The sequence below is a fragment of the Streptomyces axinellae genome, from assembly GCF_039532135.1.
Classification (GTDB): Bacteria; Actinomycetota; Actinomycetes; order Streptomycetales; family Streptomycetaceae; genus Streptomyces; species Streptomyces axinellae.
This window is the reverse complement of the sequence record NZ_BAAARJ010000001.1, coordinates 545,273-564,791: the sequence shown is the minus strand read 5'-3', so window position 1 is coordinate 564,791 and position 19,519 is coordinate 545,273. Positions and strand designations below refer to the sequence as shown.

General features: G+C 73.3%; 14 protein-coding genes. 3 read left to right on the top strand and 11 right to left on the bottom strand.

Annotated features, from left to right (window positions below; genetic code table 11):
- Positions 1-54 precede the first annotated feature (54 nt).
- Both ABD339_RS02330 and ABD339_RS02325 read right to left on the bottom strand, forming a co-directional pair.
- Complete coding sequence (locus ABD339_RS02330) at positions 55-861, bottom strand: SAM-dependent methyltransferase (protein ID WP_344561556.1); 807 nt, start codon at positions 859-861, stop codon at positions 55-57.
- A 124-nt stretch (positions 862-985) separates the two neighbouring features.
- Positions 986-1,849, bottom strand: coding sequence for a M15 family metallopeptidase (locus ABD339_RS02325; protein ID WP_344561554.1), 864 nt, complete (start codon positions 1,847-1,849; stop codon positions 986-988).
- Between the two features lie 239 nt (positions 1,850-2,088).
- On the opposite strand from ABD339_RS02325, the gene ABD339_RS02320 reads away from it, so the two are divergent.
- The 3 genes from ABD339_RS02320 (at position 2,089) to glpK (ending at position 5,476) form a co-directional block, all read left to right on the top strand.
- On the top strand, positions 2,089-2,556 hold the full coding sequence (locus ABD339_RS02320; protein WP_344561552.1) for a Zn-ribbon domain-containing OB-fold protein: 468 nt from the start codon (positions 2,089-2,091) through the stop codon (positions 2,554-2,556).
- Entirely contained in the window at positions 2,553-3,746 is a 1,194-nt protein-coding gene (locus tag ABD339_RS02315) for a lipid-transfer protein (protein WP_344561550.1), read from the top strand. Before ABD339_RS02320 ends, ABD339_RS02315 begins: the two co-directional genes overlap by 4 nt.
- A gap of 218 nt (positions 3,747-3,964) precedes the next feature.
- Positions 3,965-5,476, top strand: a complete 1,512-nt coding sequence (glpK, locus tag ABD339_RS02310; RefSeq protein WP_344561548.1) for a glycerol kinase GlpK — start codon at positions 3,965-3,967, stop codon at positions 5,474-5,476.
- Positions 5,477-5,548: 72 nt separating this feature from the next.
- Here the strand turns inward: glpK and ABD339_RS02305 are convergent, their stop codons facing one another.
- The 9 genes from ABD339_RS02305 to ABD339_RS02265 all read right to left on the bottom strand — a co-directional run bounded on the left by ABD339_RS02305 (position 5,549) and on the right by ABD339_RS02265 (position 19,504).
- Positions 5,549-6,184 carry a GTP-binding protein gene (locus ABD339_RS02305; RefSeq protein ID WP_344561546.1) on the bottom strand — a complete coding sequence of 212 codons (636 nt, stop codon included), beginning with the start codon at positions 6,182-6,184 and terminating at the stop codon, positions 5,549-5,551.
- Entirely contained in the window at positions 6,165-6,584 is a 420-nt protein-coding gene (locus ABD339_RS02300; RefSeq protein WP_344561544.1) for a DUF742 domain-containing protein, read from the bottom strand. The genes ABD339_RS02305 and ABD339_RS02300 overlap by 20 nt, the downstream gene beginning before the upstream one ends.
- A 61-nt stretch (positions 6,585-6,645) precedes the next feature.
- Entirely contained in the window at positions 6,646-7,095 is a 450-nt protein-coding gene (locus ABD339_RS02295) for a roadblock/LC7 domain-containing protein (protein WP_344561543.1), read from the bottom strand.
- Positions 7,092-10,142, bottom strand: a complete 3,051-nt coding sequence (locus ABD339_RS02290) for a sensor histidine kinase (RefSeq protein ID WP_344561542.1) — start codon at positions 10,140-10,142, stop codon at positions 7,092-7,094. The genes ABD339_RS02295 and ABD339_RS02290 overlap by 4 nt, the downstream gene beginning before the upstream one ends.
- Positions 10,143-10,326: 184 nt before the next feature.
- A complete protein-coding gene (locus tag ABD339_RS02285) occupies positions 10,327-10,575 on the bottom strand; it encodes a hypothetical protein (protein WP_344561538.1) in 249 nt (82 codons plus the stop codon).
- Positions 10,576-10,694: 119 nt separating this feature from the next.
- Positions 10,695-15,794, bottom strand: a complete 5,100-nt coding sequence (locus ABD339_RS02280; RefSeq protein WP_344561536.1) for a hypothetical protein — start codon at positions 15,792-15,794, stop codon at positions 10,695-10,697.
- 260 nt (positions 15,795-16,054) lie between these two features.
- Positions 16,055-16,978, bottom strand: a complete 924-nt coding sequence (locus ABD339_RS02275) for a hypothetical protein (protein ID WP_425575855.1) — start codon at positions 16,976-16,978, stop codon at positions 16,055-16,057.
- A gap of 84 nt (positions 16,979-17,062) precedes the next feature.
- Positions 17,063-18,583, bottom strand: a complete 1,521-nt coding sequence (locus ABD339_RS02270) for a hypothetical protein (RefSeq protein ID WP_344561620.1) — start codon at positions 18,581-18,583, stop codon at positions 17,063-17,065.
- Between the two features lie 231 nt (positions 18,584-18,814).
- The gene (locus tag ABD339_RS02265) at positions 18,815-19,504 is read right to left on the bottom strand and encodes a GntR family transcriptional regulator (protein WP_344561532.1); all 690 of its coding nucleotides are present in this window, start codon (positions 19,502-19,504) and stop codon (positions 18,815-18,817) included.
- Positions 19,505-19,519 lie beyond the last annotated feature (15 nt).

Below are 19,519 nucleotides of genomic sequence, written 5' to 3'. Positions count from 1 at the left end.
CGTGGCGGGTGAAGGCGGGCGCGGGGGCCGGTGGTTGCGCCCCCGCGCCCGGTGTCAGGGCTTGCGGGCGAGTCCGCCGTGCACGGCGATCTCCGGGGGCTCGCCGAACGGGAGCGCTTCGGGGCGCCAGCGGGGGCAGGAGGTGACGCCCGGCTCCAGCAGTTCCAAGCCCTCGAAGAAGCCCGTGATCTGCTCGGGGGTGCGCGGAGTGTAGGGAACGGCGCCGCTGTTCGCGTTGAAGCGGCGGATGGCCTCGACATAGTCGGGGTCGGTGGTACTGCCGTCGTTGAGCGCCAGGTAGCTGCCGGAGGGCAGCGCGTCGAGCAGGCGTACGGTTACCGCACGGGCCTCGTCGTAGTCGCTGACCAGGCCGAGGATGCCCATCAGCATCAGGCCGACGGGGCGGCTCAGATCAAGGGTCTCGGCGCAGGCGGTCAAGATCGCGTCGGGGTCGCGCACGTCGGCGTGCAGGTAGCTGGTGGCGCCCTGCGGGGTGCTGGTCAGCAGGGCCTGCGCGTGGGCGAGTACCAGCGGGTCGTTGTCCACGTAGACGATCCGGGACTCGGGCGCCACCCGCTGGGCGATCTCGTGGGTGTTGTCGACGGTGGGCAGGCCCGTACCGATGTCCAGGTACTGCCGGATGCCCGCCTCGTGGCCGAGATGCCGCACGACCCGGCCGGTGAAGGCGCGGGAGTGGCGGGTGATGTCGACCATGCCGGGGAAGACCTCGCACACCTTGTCGCCGGCCGCGCGGTCCACGGCGTAGTGGTCCTTGCCGCCCAGGAGGTAGTTCCAGATGCGCGCGGAGTGCGGGATCGAGGTGTCGATCTCTGTCTGCCGGGGCTCCGTGCGTTCTGTCATGGCGGGCTCTCCTTGTCGAGGGCTGCTGGTGCGCCGGTTCCCGCTTCGCGGGTGTGTGCGGGTGTGGCGCCCAACGTAGCGGCACCGGGCCGGGCTCGCGCGGCCTGCCCCCGGGCGCGGGCGGTCAGTGGTGGGCGGGGAGGGAGCGCGGGGAGACGGGGAAGTCGAAATAGGTGTCGGGGAAGGTCTCCGGCTTGTGGGTGAAGTGCCACCACTCCTCGGGCAGATTGGTGAAGCCGCCGCGCTCCAGGGTCTCCTTGAGGAGCAGGCGGTTGGCGCGCTGGGTGCCGGTGATGCGGGGGTCGTCGGTGTGGGAGAGGGTGTCGAAGCAGTCGAAGCCGGTGCCGGCGTCCACCGAGTTGTCGGGGAAGCGTTCGGCCTTGGGCGCGTAGCAGGGGACGAGGGGCTCACCGGGCCGGTAGGGGCGGGTGGGGGCGGCGGGGAGCCTGGCGAGGGTGATGTCCACGGTGCTGCCGCGGCTGTGGCCGGACTTCTCGGAGATGTAGCCGTCCGCGAAGAGCCGGTTCTTCTCCACCTGGGGGTAGAACTCGCCCTTCATCTTCTCGTCGTCCAGGTCCTCGGCCCAGCGGACGAAGTGGTCCACGGCGCGCTGGGGGCGGTAGCAGTCGTAGACCTTGAGGGTGTAGCCGCGCTTGAGGAGGGAGCGCTGTGCGCGGGCGAGGGCCTTGGCGGTGTCCTTGGTGACGATGCACATCGGGCGCTCGTAGCCGTCGATCGGCGTGCCGACGAAATTGTGCGGGGTGTAGTAGCGGATCTCCTGCCGGATGGTCGGCGCGATGTCCCGCAGGGCCACGAACTCCTCGGGGGCCTGGTCGCGGTGAGCGCGCGGCGGGCCCGCTGGGGTCGCCGAGGCCGTCCGGGGTGCCGGGTCCGGAGGGGCGGTGTGGGCCGAGGCGGGCGCCGTCGCGAGGGAGAGGAGGGCGAGCGCGAGGGCCGAGGCGTGGAAGGCGGAGCGGATGTGTCTCATGGTCCCCTCCTCTACCAGGGAATGGGGGGCGGGGAAAAGACGAACGGTGGCACAGGACCACCCCCGTCGGCCCCGCGCCACCGTTCTTGTTCTGAGTGGACGCGGGTCCCCCCGCACCGGTTCGGAAGATCCGCAGGGCGTACGTGCGTGTGAGTATCTGGTGACATCCCCGTGACAGTCGGAACGCGCACGTGTCAGACTTCCTGACGACCCGTCAGTTCTCAGGTCCGGGAGGGGCTGTGCCGCGCACTCATGCGCCCGCCGTGGAGGGCTGGTTCACCGCGGAGGGAGCGGCGTTCACACTGCTGGGCACACGGTGCCGGGCCTGCGCCTCGGTCTTCTTCCCGCGCGAGGACCTCACGTGCCGCAACCCCGGCTGCGGCAGCGAGGACCTTGTGGAGGTGCCGCTCTCCCGCCGGGGCCGCCTCTGGTCCTTCACCGACGCGCGCTACCGTCCGCCCGCGCCCTACCTCTCGGACCCCGGCAGCGCGTGGGAACCGTTCGTGCTGCTCGCCGTTGAGCTGGCGGCCGAGCGGCTGGTCGTACTCGGCCAGGCGCCGCCCGGCACCACCACCGGTCAGCTCACGGTGGGCATGGCGGCCGAACTGGTGCCCGGTGTGCTGCGGGAGACCGGTGGCGACGGCCGGACCTTGGCGACCTGGAACTGGCGGCCCCTCCCGGCGGACGAGAGCGGGACGCGGCCGTGAGCGGCGACGTCGCGGTCCTCGGCGCGGGGATGCACCCGTGGGGCAAGTGGGGGCATCCCTTCACCGCGTACGGCGTGAAGGCGGCGCGCGAAGCACTCGCGGACGCCGGACTCCAGTGGCGGGACGTCGGCTCGGTCGTGGGCGCCGCCACCGTGCGCGGCGGCTATCCCGGCTATGTGGCGGGGGCGACGTTCGCCCGCGCGCTGGGCTGGCAGGGCGCGCGGGTCACCAGCGTGTACGCGGCCTGCGCCTCGGGGGCGCAGGCCATCGGTACGGCACGGGCGCAGATCCTGGCAGGACTGGCGGATGTGGTGCTGGTGGTGGGCGCGGACTCGGCACCCAAGGGCTTCTTCCGGCCTGCCGGGGGCGAACGGCCCGAGGACCCCGACTGGCTGCGCTTCCGGCTGCTGGGCGCGACCAACCCCGCGTATTTCGGGCTGTACGCGCGCCGCCGGATGGCGCTGCACGGCGATACGCCGGAGGATTTCGCGCACGTCAAGGTGAAGAACGCGCGGGCCGGCGCCCTCAATCCGTACGCCCGCTACCGCAAGGAGGTGAGCGCCGAGGAGGTCGCCGCTTCGGCGGTGGTCGCCGACCCGCTGCGACTCCTGGACATCTGTGCGACCTCCGACGGTGGGGCCGCACTGGTGCTGGCAGGCATGGACTTCGCCCGGCGGCACGCCCCCACGAGCCCGCTGGTGCGCCTGCGCGCGGTCTCCACCGTCACCCCTTCCTACCCGAACACCGTGCTGGACCTGCCGGACATCGCGACCGACTCCGCGGCCGGGGTGCCGGCCGGTGAGCGCTCCTTCCGCGCGTCGATCGCGCACAGCGCCTACGAGGAGGCCGGGCTCGGGCCCGGTGACATGAGCCTCGCGGAGGTCTACGACCTGTCCACCGCGCTGGAGCTTCAGTGGTATGAGGACCTGGGGCTGGCGGCACCCGGCGAGGGTGCGCAGCTCCTGCGGACGAGGGCCACCTCACTGGGCGGCCGGATCCCGGTGAACACGAGCGGCGGACTGGCCTCCTTCGGCGAGGCGGTTCCCGCGCAGGCCATCGCCCAGGTGTGCGAGCTCACCCGGCAGCTGAGGGGGCAGGCGGGGGAACGGCAGGTTCCGCAGGCGGGGGCCGGGATCGCCGCGAACCAGGGGCTGTTCGGGCACGGCTCGGCCGTGGTCGCCGTCCGCTGAACCCGCGCGCCCGGTTGTGTCCCCGGCCTTGACGACCCCGCGGGCCGGCTGAACACTGCCGTCACACTCGTCGCGGAACGCCGGTTCCCCGGCCTCCGGCGTACCGGTGGCGGGCCCGCTGTTCGGCGGAGTGCCGGGCGCGCTGATCTGCGAGGCCGCCGTGTGATGCCGCACTCTGATAACGCCGTCCTTACCCACTTACTGAGGGGTCGTCAAGCATGACGGACACATACGTCGCATCCATCGACCAGGGCACCACCTCCAGCCGCTGCATCATCTTCGACCAGCACGGCGCCATCGTCGCCGTCGATCAGCGCGAGCACCGCCAGATCTTCCCCAAGCCCGGCTGGGTGGAGCACGACGCCACCGAGATCTGGTCGAAGGTGCAGGGCGTGGTCGCCGGGGCGCTGGCCGGTGCGGGGCTGCGGGCCGACGAGCTCAGTGCCGTCGGCATCACCAACCAGCGCGAGACGACGGTGCTGTGGGACCGGGCGACCGGTGCGCCCGTGCACAACGCCGTCGTCTGGCAGGACACCCGCACCTCGGCGCTGTGCACGGAGCTGGGCGGGGAGGACGGCCAAGACCGCTTCCGCGACCGCACCGGACTGCCGCTGGCCAGCTATTTCGCGGGGCCCAAGGTGGCCTGGCTGCTGGAGAACGTGCCGGGGCTGCGGCAGCGGGCGGTGAACGGCGAGATCGCGTTCGGCACGATCGACTCCTGGCTGATCTGGAACCTGACCGGCGGCACCGACGGCGGCGCGCACGTCACCGATGTGACCAACGCGTCCCGCACGATGCTGATGAACCTGGAGTCGCTGGAGTGGGACCAGAGCGTGCTGGACGCGATGGGCATCCCGGCGGCGGTGCTGCCGGAGATCAAGTCGTCCTCGGAGGTCTACGGCACGGCCGTCGGGGTCCTGGCCGGCGTGCCGGTCGCCTCGGCCCTCGGCGACCAGCAGGCGGCGGTCTTCGGGCAGACGTGCTACCGGGTGGGCGAGGCCAAGAACACCTACGGCACCGGCTCCTTCCTGCTGCTCAACACCGGCAACCGCCCGGTGCCCAGCAAGAACGGACTGCTGACGACGATGGGCTACCGGCTGGGGAACGAGGCGCCCGTCTACTGCCTGGAGGGCTCCATCGCCATCACCGGCGCCCTGGTGCAGTGGTTCAGGGACCAGCTCGGCATCATCGGCGACGCCTCCGAGATCGAACCGCTGGCCGCGAGCGTCGAGGACAACGGCGGCGCCTACATCGTCCCGGCCTTCTCCGGCCTGTTCGCGCCCTACTGGCGCTCGGACGCGCGCGGTGTCGTCACCGGCCTGACCCGCTACGTCACCAAGGCGCACCTGGCCCGCGCCGTGCTGGAGGCGACCAGCTGGCAGACGCGTGAGGTGGTGGACGCGATGTACCAGGACTCGGGCGTGGAGATCACCACGCTCAAGGTGGACGGCGGCATGACCGCGAACGGGCTGCTGATGCAGCATCAGGCGGACGTGCTGGGTGTGCCGGTGATCCGTCCCGTGGTCTCCGAAACGACCTGCCTGGGAGCCGCCTACGCCGCGGGCCTGGCCACCGGGGTGTGGTCGAGCCTGGATGAGCTGCGCGCGCACTGGAAGCGGGATGCCGAATGGACTCCGCGGATGGGCGCGGAGGAGCGCGACAGGGAGTTCGCCAACTGGCACAAGGCGGTCGAGCGCAGCTTCGGCTGGCACCAGGAGGACGCGGGCTAGCCGCGCCCCCGCGGCCCGGCCCGTACCCAGCGGGCCCGGCCCGCCCGTGCCCCTGATCCGGGCACGGGCGGGTCAGGTGCGGGCGCGGGTGCGCTCCACCGCCTGGGTGGCGGCCGTCGTCCGGGCCGAAGCGCGCAGGGCGTGTTCGACGACCGAGATCAGCACGTCCCGCGAGGACTCGCGCGAGCGCGCGTCGCACAGCATGACCGGTACCTCGCCGTCCAGGTCCAGCGCTTCGCGGACCGTCTCGATGGGGTAACGCATGGCGTCGTCGAAGCAGTTGACGGCCACGGTGAAGGGGATGCCGCGCCGCTCGAAGTAGTCGATGGCCGCGAAGCTCTTCTCCAGCCGTCTGGTGTCGGCCAGGACGACGGCACCGAGGGACCCTTGCGCCAGTTCGTCCCACAGGAACCAGAACCGGTCCTGGCCGGGGGTGCCGAAGAGGTAGAGCACCAGTTCGTCGTGGATGGTGATGCGGCCGAAGTCCATGGCCACCGTGGTCGTCGACTTCGACTCCACCCCGTCGGTCCTGTCCACCGGCCGGCCCGCCTCGCTGAGGGTCTCCTCGGTGCGCAGCGGTCTGATCTCGCTGACCGCTCCCACGAGGGTCGTCTTGCCGACCCCGAAGCCGCCCGCGACCAGGATCTTCAGTGTGACCGGCTCGACGGGTGCGGCCTTGCCGCCCCGTTTAGAGCGCCCGAAGACCATTGATCACCTCTCTCAGGATGCTCTCGTCCGGCAGTTCCGCCGGAGGAACGGGACGGGTCACGCGCACCAGCTCGGCCTCCATCAGGTCGCCGATCAGGACGCGTACGACTCCGACCGGCAGGTCGAGTTCGGCGGCCAGTTCGGCGACCGAGAGGGCGGAGCGGCGGCAGAGCGTGACGATCTCGACGTGCTCGGGGGCGAGCGTGCGGTCCGCCAGCGGGTCTTCCTCCACGGCGTCGCGAATCGCGCCGTCCGCCGGGGCGCGCCGGGTGCTGTCGGCGATCACGAGGGCGATGAGGTCGAGTTGTGCCTCCTCGGCACTGCTGCGCGTACGACCGCGCGTCATCGCGTACGGCCGCACCACGGGTCCCGCCGCATCGTCGAACCATCGGTCCGTCATGGCCAGCGCCCGTCCCCTCGCTTCCTCATCCTTCGTCCCCCGGCGACCCCGGCTCGTGCTGTCAGTCGGTACGGGCGGTATCACTGTCCTGGGCCGGTGCGGTGCGCGGCGCGGTGCCCAGGTGCACACCTACACGCTTGACCAGCAGCGTCATCTCGTAGGCGACCAGACCCACGTCCGAATCGGCCTCGGAGAGCACGGCCAGGCAGCTGCCGTCGCCCGCGGCGGTGACGAAGAGGAACGCCTCTTCCAGCTCGACGACGGTCTGACGGACGTCTCCGGCCTCGAAGTGGCGGCCCACGCCCTTGGCCAGGCTGTGGAAACCGGAAGCGACAGCCGCCAGATGCTCGCTGTCCTCCCTGCTGAGCCCTTCCGAGGCACCCCGGGCGAGGCCGTCCCCGGAGAGGACGAGCGCCTTGCGGATGCTGCCGACGCGCTCGACCAGTTCGTCGAGCAGCCAGTTGAGTTCGCCGCCCGTGGCATGGTGCGCTGCGGCGTTCGGTGCGGTCATCGACCGTCCCCCTCCGGTGTTGTTCCCTGTGCCGGCTCCCCCGCCGCGTCCCCCGACGGGTCGGGGGCGCTGCTGGGTGCGTCGTCGGCGCGGTGTGCGTCATTCGCGCTGTGCGGGCCGTTGGCGCCGTGCGCGTCGTGTTCGTGGTGGTGCCTGCCGGGTGCGGCCTTGTGCCGGGTGTCCGTGCGTCCGGCGTCCTCCAGCTCCTCGTTGTGCCGCCTGCCGCGCTCCCAGCCGCGCTGGAGGGAGGCCATTTTGCTGCGTACCTCTTCGGCGTCGCGCTCGGCCGGGCCGACCGCCGGGGTGGCCCGCGGCCCCTTTCCGGGGGCGGGCCCGGGGCCGGCGTTGTCCGGAGCCGGTGAGTCGGACCTGAGCTGCGGTGCGAGGCTGGCCTGCCGGACGCGGCGCGGCAGCCCGCCGGTGTTCGCCGACCCCTCGGAGGAGGCCCCGGGGCGGGGGGCGGACGCGGCATCGGGGGTGCCGGCGGGAGCCCGGGTCTCCTCGGCCGGCGCGGGGGTCGGCGCGGGTGCGGGCTTGCGACGGCGGGGCAGCCGAGTCGTGCCGTTCTCCTCGCTGTCGGTGGCCGCGCCCGTGTTCCGGTCGCCGTCCCGGTCGCACTCCCCGCTCCGCTTCTGGCCGCCGAGGGCCTGGCGGGCGCCGTCCACCGGGCGGCCGTGGTCGGAGACCAGTACCGGTGCACCCGGACGCCTGCGCGGCAGCGGTGCGGGCCCCTGCGACGAGGCGGGTTCGTCCGGTAGGCCCGGCTCTCCGGTGCGGCGGCCGGTACGAGTCCCACCCCGGGAGGGCCCGCGGGAGGCGGGGCCCGTCTCGTCCCGTGCCTGCTGGTGCTGCTCGCCGTTGGGTGCGGCCGGTGCCGTCGAGCCGCCGCGCTCCCGCCTGCGGAGGGGCCTGCCGCCGGTGCCGCGCGCTTCGGGAGCGTCGAGCGGGGCCTCCAGTTCGACGGGGCCGTCGAGCGGGCGCCGCTCACGGCCGCCCTCCAGCAGCGGGACGGTCGGCTGGGAGAGCGGATCCGCCGCCTCCCCCCGCTCTGCCCCAGGTCTGGGGCCGTGCGGCTCGGCATCGCCCCCGCGGCGGCGGGGTCCGCTCCCGGTGGCGGGGCTGCGCCCGGCGGCCACCTCGTTGTCCCTGCCCGGCGTCTCGGTGAGAACGGCGCCGGGGATGAGGACGACGGCCGTGGTGCCGCCGTAGGGCGAGGGCTGGAGCGAGACACGGACGCCCTGGCGCTGGGCGAGCCGGGAGACGACGAACAGGCCGAGCCGGTCGGTGTCGGACAGTTCGAATTCGGGGGTCTCGGCGAGCCTCAGATTGGCGTCCAGCAGCGCCTCGGCTGTCATGCCCAGGCCCCGGTCGTGGATCTCCAGGGTGAAGCCGTTGACCACGCGCTCGCCCAGCACCTGCACGGCGGTGTGCGGCGGCGAGAACACCGTGGCGTTCTCCAGCAGTTCGGCGATCAGATGCGTCAGGTCCGCCACCGCTCCGCCGTCCACGGCCAGCCGGGGCAGGCGCCGCACCTCGATGCGCTCGTAGTCCTCCACCTCGGAGACGGCCGCGCGGACGACGTCCATGAGCTGTACGGGCTTGCGCCACTGCCGGGCGGGTGCGGCACCCGAGAGGATGACCAGGCCCTCGGCGTGGCGGCGCATGCGGGTGGTGAGGTGGTCGATGCGGAAGAGGTCGGCCAGCTCGTCCGAGTCCTCGGTGCGGCGCTCCATGGCGTCCAGGAGGGTCAGCTGACGGTGCAGCAGGACCTGGTTGCGGCGGGCGAGGTTGACGAAGACCTCGGAGACGCCGCGCCGCATGTCGGCCTGTTTGACGGCGGCCTCGACAGCGGCCCGCTGGAGGGTGTTGAGCGCCTGGCCGACCTGGCCCATCTCATCCGGCGGGTAGTTCAGGCGGGGCGATTCCGTCTCGACGTCCACCTGATCGCCCGCGGCGAGGCGGCGCATCATGCTGGGAAGGCGCACCCCGGCGGACTCATTGGCCTCCTTGCGGAGGACGTTCAAGTCGCGTATGAGCCCGCGTCCGACGCGGAAGGAGATCACGAGCGAGGCCAGGACGGCGAGGAAGCCGAGGACTCCGGCGGCGGCGGCCTGGATGAGCACCCGGGTGGCGACGGGAGCGATGCGCTCGTCGTAGCGGTCCTGGGCCTTCTTCCCCAGCCGGTCGAGGTCGTCCAGCGCGGTGTTCATGGCCGAGTGCCAGCGCTCGGGGCTGACCGGCCCCGTGGAACTGCGCGGTCCGGCGGCGATGACGGCGTCCTCGTAACTGCGCAGGGTGCGGCCGTCGGTGCCGTCCCAGTAGTCCTCGAAGAGCTGCCGGTCGGCGGCGGGCAGCGCGGACAGATTCGTCTGGTAGGTGATGTTGCGCTCGGCCACGCGGTCGGACAGCGCACGCTGGTCGCCCCGGGTGAACTCGCCCGCGACATAGGCCGCGGCCATCAGCGAGTCCTCGCGCGAGAGGTATTCGCGGGCGCGGGTGGCGCCGACCAGGGCCCGCCCCTGCTTTTCCAGGCCGGCGTCGTCCACCCCGTTGAGGGAGCCGATGAACGCGTAGGCGGGATCGACGAGTTCGTTGTACGCCTGGAAGGCGCCGCCCCGGGTGATGGTGTTGTGTCCGACCTGCGAGCGCAGCTTGCCCAGGCCGTCGAGCGCCTCCAGGAGCTCGTCGAGGCGGGCGTCGGCGTCCGGGCCGAGGTCGGAGCGCAGCTCGCCGTGGGAGGCGTTGCGCCGGATGACGGAGACCTTGCGGTCGGTCTCCCGCTGGAGCTTGCGCAAGGTCGTCATGCTCTCGGCGCGGCCCGGGTCGGCGAGATGGACGAGGATCTGACGGCGTTCGCCCTGGAGGGCCTGGACGGCCTCTTCGGTGGGGTTGCTGACCTCGCGGGTGATCTCGTCCTGCCTCAACAGGCTGTTGGCCTCGACGGCGGTGATGTAGGTGGCGAAGCCCCAGATCGACACCAGCGAGACCAGCGGCACAAGCAGCAGCACCACGATCTTCCGGCGGATGGACTTCCCGCGAAAGCGCATGGCCTCCCCTACGTCCTCCCCAGCGCGGGGGCGTGTACCGACAGCAAACGGCGCGAGCTTACTACTGAGGCGCTGGCAACTCGTAGAGACGTCTGACCGTTGGAACAGGCAGACCAGCCTGCCTCATCCTGAGTTGTCCGTCGATGCCCTTACAGGCGTTCGAAGTTTGTGGCACAGGACACGTTTATGGAACCGTACGAGGTGCGAGGGGTCGTGAAGGGGGAGTGAAAGAGATGTACACGAAAGCTCGTCTCGCGGACCCGGTCCGGACGGCGGCGGTGCGCGCGGTGATCATCGTCGCGCTGACGCTGGTGCAGCTCATGGTCGCGTTCTTCTGCTCGATGGCCGCTGTGTGGCTGGCCTTTCCGATGGTGCTGTGCACGGTCGGCAGCACGGTCGTGGCGACCTGGGCGGTCCTGGATGTGTGGATCACGCGGCAGGTGTGGGTGCAGCGCAACGGCGTCCTCTCCGAGCCGAGCAGCGTCGCGCGGCAGCGGGCGCGCGCCGCCCGCCGGGGCGAGGCCGCCGCCCCGCGCCGAGGCGCCGGGGCGGCTAGCGGGGTGCCTCGTCCCGCTCGTCCCGCGGCGGCTGAGGAGCGGGAACGTCCTTCCGGGCATCCGGCGCATTCTCCTGTGTCCCGTCCGGCTGTTCAGGCCCGGGAAGCCCCCGCTCAGGCCCGGGAAGCGGCTCGGCCCCCTTCGGCTCTGCCACCGTCCGGCCCGCTTCCGACGCCGGCCGCGCGTCCGCCGCGTCCTCGCCGGGGCGGCGGAACATCCGTGTCGCCGTGATCTCGCCGTGCACGGCGGGCTCGCTCTCGTCGGCCTCCGCCTGGGGCAGGCCGGGCCTCAAGTGCTCCTCGACGCTGATGTACTTCAGTCCGGCCCGCAGGTCCGCGTCGTTGCGCAGCCGGATCACCAGCGGGAATTCGGCGAGCGCCGTGGTGTCGAACAGGCCCGTCGTGTAGAGGAGCTGGACACCCAGCGCGTCGGCCACCGCGCGCTGCAACTCCAGTAGGTAGGTGGCGTTGGCGCGGCCGATGGGGTTGTCGAGGAAGAGGGTGCCGGCGTGCCGGTGCTTGTCGTTGCCCCGGTCGTTGCTGCGCAGCGCGGCCATGGTGCAGTACAGCGCGATGGCGGCGGTCAGCAGCTGGCCTCCGGAGAAGACGTCGCCCATCTGTCCGACCGGGACGCGCTCGGCGCGCAGCACCGCGTCCGGCTTGAGGATCTCCACGGAGACCCCGCGCGGCTGGAGCGCGGCATGCACCCCGCGCAGCAGCAGCGACATGCCGTCCCGGCGCAGGTCGGAGTTCTTGCGCACGGCGGCGCGGGTGGCCTCGTCGATGACCTCGCCCAGCCGCTCGGTGAGGGTCGCCTGGTCGGGATCGTCGAAGCGGATGCGCAGGAATTCCTGACCCGACCACTCCCCCAGCCCCTCCGGCAGCCGTGAGAGCCGCTGGGCCGAGCGCAACGTGGTGAGGGCTGATTCCACCAGGCCGCGCAGCCGGTCGACGATGCTGTCGCGGTTGCGCTCCAGCTGGGTCAGCTCGTCGGTGAGCACGCGCAGCCGGGGGGCGAAGGCTGCGGCCCAGGCGGCGGCGTGCTCCGGCAGCGAGGCGGCGGGCAGTTCACGGATCTGCTGCCGGGCCGGGGTGCGGACCTGCTCGTAGCGGCTGGAGTTGGCGTGCCGCACGAGCAGGTCGCCGGCCTCGCGCAGGGCCTGCTCGGCCGCGGTGAGGTCGGCCGCGCAGCCGCGCAGCGAGCGCCGGGCCTCGGCTGCGGCCTGCCGCGCCTCGGCCGGGCTGCCCGGGTAGGGCTCGACGCTCTCCTCGCCTTCCCCTTCCCCCGGGCCCGGGTCGGGGTCTCCCCCCTTCGGGCGGGGCTGAGAACTCGGGGAAGGATCGCGCAGCAGGTCGCGCAGCGTCGTGGCGGTCTCGTCGAAGCCGACCGCCGCGTCTTCGGCGGCCGTGTGGGCGCGCGTCAAGGAGCCGTGCACCGTACGGGCGGCGTCCAGGTCGTCGCCGCGCGCCGCCAGTTCGGCGTTGGCTGTGCGCAGCAGCGTCTGGGCCTGCGCCGCGTCGGCGGGCACCAACTCCTCGGCCAGGTCCGTGTGGCGCTCGCCGTCCTGCGGGGCGAGGCGCTCGGCCTCGCCCCGCAGGCGGCCCAGTTGCTCGCTGGCCTCCGAGCCGCGCGCCTCCAGTTTCTGTACGAGTGCTTCGGCGCGCGCGGCTGCCGCCTGGCGGGAGGGGCCGTCGGCGCCGTCGGGCCCTTCGAGGAGCTGGGCGGCCCGGGTGCGCACCTTGTTGGTGAGCCGGTCGAGGGTGGCCAGTGCCGCGGACTCGTCGCTCTCGGCACGGGCCTGCTCCGCGCGCAGGTCGGCGCCGACGCCCACCTTCTCGTACAGCTGCGAGGCGGAGCGGTATGCCTCCCGGAGGTCGGGGAGGGAGGCGGGGCGGGCGGCCTCAGTCTGTTTCGGCTGTCTGGCCCGGTTCGGCTGCCTCCCGTGCGCCTCGGCGGAATCGCTTCCGGACTCGCCCTCGGGCCGGGATGCGGAATCGGGATCCGAACCAGCCGTGCCGGCGGCGGATTCCTCCGGGTCGTCGGGCACACCGGCGATCTCGGCCCGCTCGGCGCGCAGGGTGCGCGCGGTACGGCGTGCGTCGTCGGCAGCGCGCTGCGCTGCGCGCCGTTCCTCGTCTGCCGCCCCGGCCCGCTCGACGCACACGGCGGCGCGCTCCTCGGCAGCGGCGGCCTCGTCCGCCAGCTCGCGCAGCCGGGTCTGCCAGCCGGAGCGCTCGCGCAGCCGGAAGGCGAGGCCCGCCAGAGCGTCCGCGCTGCGCCGGGCACGCTGCGCCTCCTCCTGACGCTCGTCGCGCACTCGTGCGGTCTCGGCAGCCGCTTCGTCTGCCTCCTGCCGGGCCCCCCGGGCGTCGAGGAGGCGCTGCTGGGCGAGTTCGGCGGCCTCGCGGGCGGCGGCAGCGGCGTCGGCGAGTTCGGCGAGGCGGCCCCGGGGGCATCCCGCGCGCCAGGAGGAGAGCCGGGCGCCGAGCGCCCGGTCGGCGGACAGCCGCGCCGCGAGGGAGCGGATCTCCTCGTCGCGGGCGGCGGCGCGCTCCTTGAGCTGGCGGCGCTCGTCGTCGGCCGCGCGCTCGTCGTGCATCGCGGGGTTGGGCGGTACGAGAAAGACCCCGCTCTCCGCGCCGGAGCCGGGCGCCGGGGCGGGGGCCAGCAGCGCCGCGGACGTGCCGACGGCGACGGCCGAGCGGGGCAGCAGCGCGGCACCGGCCAGGACCTCGCGGGCGCGCGCGTGGCTGTCGGGGTCGGTGATGACGACGCCGTCGACCAGTTCGGGGCGGGCCGCGAGCACGGCGGCGTGGTCGGCGGGATCGACGGCCTGGGCCAGGTAGCGCCAGCCGGGCAGCGCGGGGACGCCGTGCTCGCCCAGGAATTCGACGGTGGCCGTCACATCGGGCCCGGGCGGCAGCAGCCCGCCGTCGCCGAGAGCGCCGAGCATCCGGGAGTCCTCTGCCGCCCTGGTGCGCAGCTCGAACAGCTGCCGCTCGGCGGCGGCGACCCCGTCCTCCAATAGTTGGGTGAGGGTGTCGGCGTTGCGGTCCAACTCCTCGGCGGACAGCGCACCTTGCACAGCGGACTGCCATCGGCCCGGCCCCGTGGCGGACGTAGCCGGCTGTCCCTGCGGGTCCTGTTCGTTGACCGCCTGGGCGCCGCGCGCATCGGCGGTGCCGCGCTGCCCCGGCACGGAAGGGGTGGCTGCGGATGCGGCTGTGGTGGCGGCCGGGCCGCCCCAGGCCGCGGGGAGTCCCAGCAGTTCGGCCAGTCGCGCTTCGGCGCCGAGCGCCTCGGCCGTGGCACGCTCCGCCGCGTACGTGGACTCGGCCGCCTCCGCCGCGTCTTCGGCACGTGCCGCGGCCAGTTCGGCACTCGCGTGTGCCACGCCGCTCTCGCGGGCCCGCTCGGCCCCTCGCCGGGCGGCTTCGCGCGCCGACTCGAAGGCGGCCACGGCGGTCTTCTCCGCGTCGCTGGCCGCCAGCGCCGCGCGGGCCGGGTCGGCGTCCGGGCCGGTGTCATCCAGCCACCCGGCCCGTACGGCCTCGGCGGTCTCCTGCTCGACCTCGGCGAGGCGCTGGCGCAGGTGCCCGGTCTCGCTGCGGGCGCGCTGGGCCTCGGTGGCGGCGGTCGTGGCGTCCCGGTGTGCGCTCTCGCTCTCGCTCTGGAGCGCGGCCGAGCGCTCCTCCTGTTCGGTGGCGATGCGCTCGCCGTCCTCGGCCGAGGCGTTGAGGGCGCGAACGAGTGCGGCTGCCGCCCTGGCACGGGCAGCCAGGGCGGGGGCCGCGTCCCGCTCGGCCTCCTGGATGGCGGCGGCCACGCGCGCGGAGCGGTCGGCGGCCGTGCGGTGTGCGAGTACGGTCTCGGCCGCCTGCCACGCGGCGTGCAGCGTGCGGGCCTCGCTCAGCTCGCGCTTTTGCGCGGCGGCCGACTTCTCCGCCGAGGCGAGCGCCAGGGAGGCGTGCCGGTAGGCGAGTTCGGCGGCGATGTCCGAGGCGCGGGAGCGGGCACTCTCGGCCTCGGTGACGGACTCCTGGGCCTGGGCCAGCTGCTCGGCCAGCTCGGCGGCGCGGCCGTGTTCCTGGGTGCCGCGCGCGGACAGGCGTTGGGCGAGCGCACGGGTGCGGCGCTCGGCGCCGACGTGGATCTCGCGGGCGCGGGCGCGCGTCCCGGCCGCCTCGGTGATGCGGTGCAGGAAGTCCAGGGAGCCGGCGGTGAAGTCGCGCTCGGCGGTCAGCTCGGCGCGCCGGCCCAGCTTGTGGGCGAAGCCGTGCACCAGGTCCGCGAGGCCGTCGGTGTCCCGGGTGTCGGTGACGGCGCGGAGCAGCAGGTCGGTGAAGTCCGAGTCGTTCTTGACGGCGAACAGACCGGCGGCCTCGCCCTCGTCGGCGTTCATCTCGCGCTGGTAGCGGAAGAGTTCCGGGTCCAGGCCCAGACCGGTGAGGTGTTCGTTCCAGCGCTCGTGGATCTCTTCCCAGGCGACGTCGAGGTTGGGGTACGCCTTGCCCGTCTCCGTGAGGACGTCGCGGAAGCCCTTCATGGTGCGGCGCCTGCCGCGCGCCGCCGAGGCGCCCTCCGCCGAGGGCCGCAGGGCGGCGGACTCGGCCACGGGCAGGGAGTCCAGGGACATGCCGGGGCCGGGGCGGAAGGAATACCACGCCTCGGCGAACTTGCGCGGGTCACCGGAGACCTGGCGTCCGCGCCACTCGCTGACCTTGCCGACGACGATGGTCTCGCCGGTCCTGGTGTGCTGCCACTCCAGAGCGACATGGCCGCAGTCGTCGGCGAGCAGGAACTTGCGGAGTACGCCGGAGCTGGCGCCGCCCAGGGTGTTGCGGTGGCCCGGCAGCATCACGGAGAAGATCAGCTTGAGGAGGACGGACTTGCCGCCGCCGTTCTCCAGGAACAGCACGCCGGCCGGGGCGGGGCGGCGGGGCGGGCCATGGGGCTCCTCCTCGAAGAAGTCCGCCTGCGCGGGGGCCGGGCTGGGGACGGTCGCGCCGACTCCGCGCAGGTCCAGCACGGTGTCGGCGTAGCGCGCACCGGCGGGCCCGATGGAGTAGAGGCGGATCCGGGACAGCTCGTACATGGCAGCGGGCTCTCGTGTCTATCGGGTCGGTCCGACCGGGCCTGGCCGGTGGGGCCGGTCGGTCTCGGCTGGGCCGATCTGGGCTGATCTGTTCTGGGGCGGTCTGTTCTGAGGCGGTCTGCTCCGGACCGGCCGGGGCTGGTAACTGCGGTCGTTTGCCGTTCGGCACGGAGTACGGGCCGGCCGGCCGTGGTGCCGGGGCGCCGCTCCAGGATCGGAATGCCTTCGAGGTCCGGTCGGCGGGCGCCTGGGTGCGGGGCTCAGGAGTGGAAGGGCAGCCCGGCGTCCGGCGCGAGGTCGAGGTCCTCGCCGTCCCGGGGCGGCAGCAGGCTGGCCGTACCGTCGGAGACGGGGACGACGCCCAGCTCCAGCAGTTCGGCCATGGCGGAGTTGCCCGCCATGTCGCGGACCTGGAGCTGATAGCGGGCCGTGGTGCGATACGTGCCTCCCGCGTCGTCGCCGGTGCGCTGGAGGAAGCCGGAGTCGGCGAGAAAGGCCACGGCCTTGGCGATGATGCCGGTGGTCGAACCGGCCAGCCGCCGGGCGTCCTTGGTGGCCCCGGTCGAGCTGCGCCGGGCGTAGACCCGCCAGGCCGCCTCCAGTCCGGGCGCGTCGGTGACCGGATCGGTGTTCTCGCCCTCGGCCTCGGCTCTTTCGTCGAGCTTGCGGCACGCCTGCCGGACGAAGGAGTCCACGCCGTTGACGCTGATGCGGCCGATGTAGCCGTCGTCGGCGAGGTCCTCGGGCCGGGGAAAGGCCATGGCGGCTACGGCGAGGTGGGCGAGGCCGTGCAGGAAGCGGTCGGCCGAATCGGCGCTCGCGCGGCGGGCGTAGTCGCCCATACGGACCGCGAACACCGAGTCCTCGGCCGCCGCCAGCGCCATGCCGGCGCGGGTGGAGACCTCCAGGACGACCAGGCCGAGCCCGGTGGCGACCGCGTCGGCGAGCCGGGCGAAGGCGGGCTCGTCGCGATAGCGGCGCAGCAGTTCGGTGTACTCGGCATCCCGGGCCGGCACGAGCTTGGGGTGCAGGCCGAAGGAGACCAGGCGCGCGGCATCTGCGGCGTCGGCAGGGGTGACGGGCCCTGCCGCGCGTGTACCCTCGGGCGGGTCCTGTTCGGGATCTGCCGTGAAGTCGGCGAACTCGGTCACGGGTGCTCTTCTCGGTCGGTCACAGGCACTCATCTCCTCGGTGCGCGACGGCTCCTCGGCCCGGCACGCGCGCGCCGTCCCCGTGTGCCGCGGGCGGGCGGCCTCCTCCCTCGGTGGTCACGCCGCCTCCGTCCGGTCGGCCGCCATCCCCGCGGCGTCCAGCAGGGCGGTGCCGACGATGAGGTCGGCGCCGCCGAACTCCGGATCATCGAGCTGTTCGCCGTCGTCCACCGCGAACAGCAGTCGCGGCTCACCCTGCCGGTAGGCGGTCCCCACCGGCGGGCTGGCCGCATGGACCGCCAACAGGGCGACCAGATAAGGCAGTTCGGGATCGCGGCGCCGGGCGTCGGCCAGCAGTCCGGAGAGCCGGCGTGGCGCGTCGGGCGGCAGTTCGAGCAGTTCCATGGCGGCTCCCAGCTGCTCCTCGCTGAAGCGGCTGTCATCGGGGGTGGCGACCAGGTCGGGCTCGGGCATCTCGGCACCCAGGTGCTCGCGGGGCGCGGCCGGGGTCAGGAGCAGGTCGGTCAGATCCCCGAGGCGCACCGCGCCGGGGGTGCGCAATCCGGCGCCCCGCGCGAAGAAGGCATCGGTCACCCTGGTGGCGCGTTCCACCGGAAGGGGCAGCAGGGGAGCGAGCAGTTGCCCGTACAGGTCCAGACCGGCGCGGGCCGCGGGCGGGGCGAACGCCTGGCGGTCCTGCTCCGCACGGAAGAGCGGTCCGGCCTCCAGCAGCCGGGACTGGAGCTGGGTGTGGCGGCGGATGCAGTCCTTGACGATGTCCACCAGTTCGGCGGCACGGCGCTTGTGGTCGGGGCCCCGCTCGGAGGCGGCCTCGTCGCGGGCCTTGCGGATGTTGGTGAGGATCGCGTTCTCATGGCGGTAGCGGTCGGCGACGTGGTCGAGCGCTTCGGCGATCATGTCGGGGACGGCGCTCAGCCAGTCCACGGAGCGTACGTCGCGGCGGGTGGCCTCCAGGGTGCGGCGCAGCGTCTCCGCGTACTGGACGGTGCGGTAGCGGGCCTGCTCGGCGGCGAGCTGCGCGTCGGCGAGGCGGCCTCGGCTGATGAGGACTTCCAGCTTGACCTCGGCGGCGATCTGGGCGCTGGTCACGTCGGTGTCGAGCGCGCCGACCAGGACGTTGACGGCCTCGTCCGTGGTGCGCAGATAGACGCTGCCGCCGGGGCCCGGGACTTCCTCGATCAGCTTGAAGTCGTAGTCCCTGCGCACATAGACGCCGTCGGGGCCGAAGGTGCCGTAGACGGCGCGGAAGCCGCGATCGACGCTGCCGACATTGATGAGATTCTCCAGCACCCAGCGAGCGACGCGCTCGTGCTCGGCCGGATCCCGGCCCGGTGCCTGCGCGGCGACGCGGGTCAGGAGCCTGGTCACTATCTGCTCGTGATCGGCTCCGGTGTCGAAGTCCATCTGGAGCGTGACCTGGTCGATCGCGGCGAGGGCCAGCTCGGCCATCTCGTAGGTGCTGTACTCGCCCGCGAGGTTGGCCTTGCGCGTGTCCAGATCGTGCAGCGGCGCGGTGCAGGCGAGCGCGCGCAGCCGCCGGGCCAGACCCTCGTCGGCGGCGGGGCCCGGGGCCGGGGAGGAGGCGGGGACACCTCTCCCCCGCGCGGTGCTCGTCATGGCGTGCTCAGTCACGACGGACACATTAAGCGTTGGCACTGACAAGAGCCGAAACGGCACGGTTGTCACGGTCCGTACGCCCGCCTCCGGGCCGCCGTCCGGCGCGGTGGGACGGCACGCGGCCACGGGGAACCCGGGAGATCCTACGCGGCTCCCCCGGCGTTCCGCCCGGCCAGGGGACGCGCGGCCGGGGCGGACGGGCGAGGGGAGCGGACGGGCCGCCGGCGCCGGTCAGCCGAGCCGGTCCGCGTACGCGCCGGCGAGTTGACGGTGCGAGTCGTCGAGATAGCCGGCGAGGAGTCGTTCGGCGGTGCGCGCCTCGCCGCCTTGGAGTGTGCGCAGGATCTCCTCGTTGCGGCTCAGGTAGGGCTCGTGGAGTCGCCGGGGATCGTCCACGACGTGGAAGACGAGCCGCAGCTCGGCCAGCACACCCCGCATCGCCTCGTCGGTGCGCGGGCTTCCGGCCAGTTCGACCAGCGCCTGGTGGAATCGCATGTTGGCGGTGCCCAGATCGCGCCAGTGCCGCAGCCGGGCGGCGCGCCGGCCCGCTTCCACGGCTGCCTCGACGGCGTCGAGCGGGTACGGCGGGGCTCCCAGCACCCGCAGCACGGCGCACTCGGCCAGGCCGCGCACCCGGTAGATGTCCTCCAGGTCCTCGGCGGTCAGCACGCGGACGAACATGCCCCGGTTGAGCTGGTGTACCAGCAGCCGCTCGTGGGTGAGCAGCCGGAACGCCTCGCGCAGGGTGTTGCGTGAGACTCCCAGCGCACCGCCTATCTCCTCCTCGGCGAGCCGGGCACCGGGCGGGAAGCCGCCCTCCGTGATGCGGGTGCGCAGGATGTCGGCCACCCGCTCGGCCGCGCTGGTGCGCCCCAACAGGGCGCGGTCGTCGGCGAGTTCCGCCAGCACGTGATCATCCATGGCTGAAGTGAACCG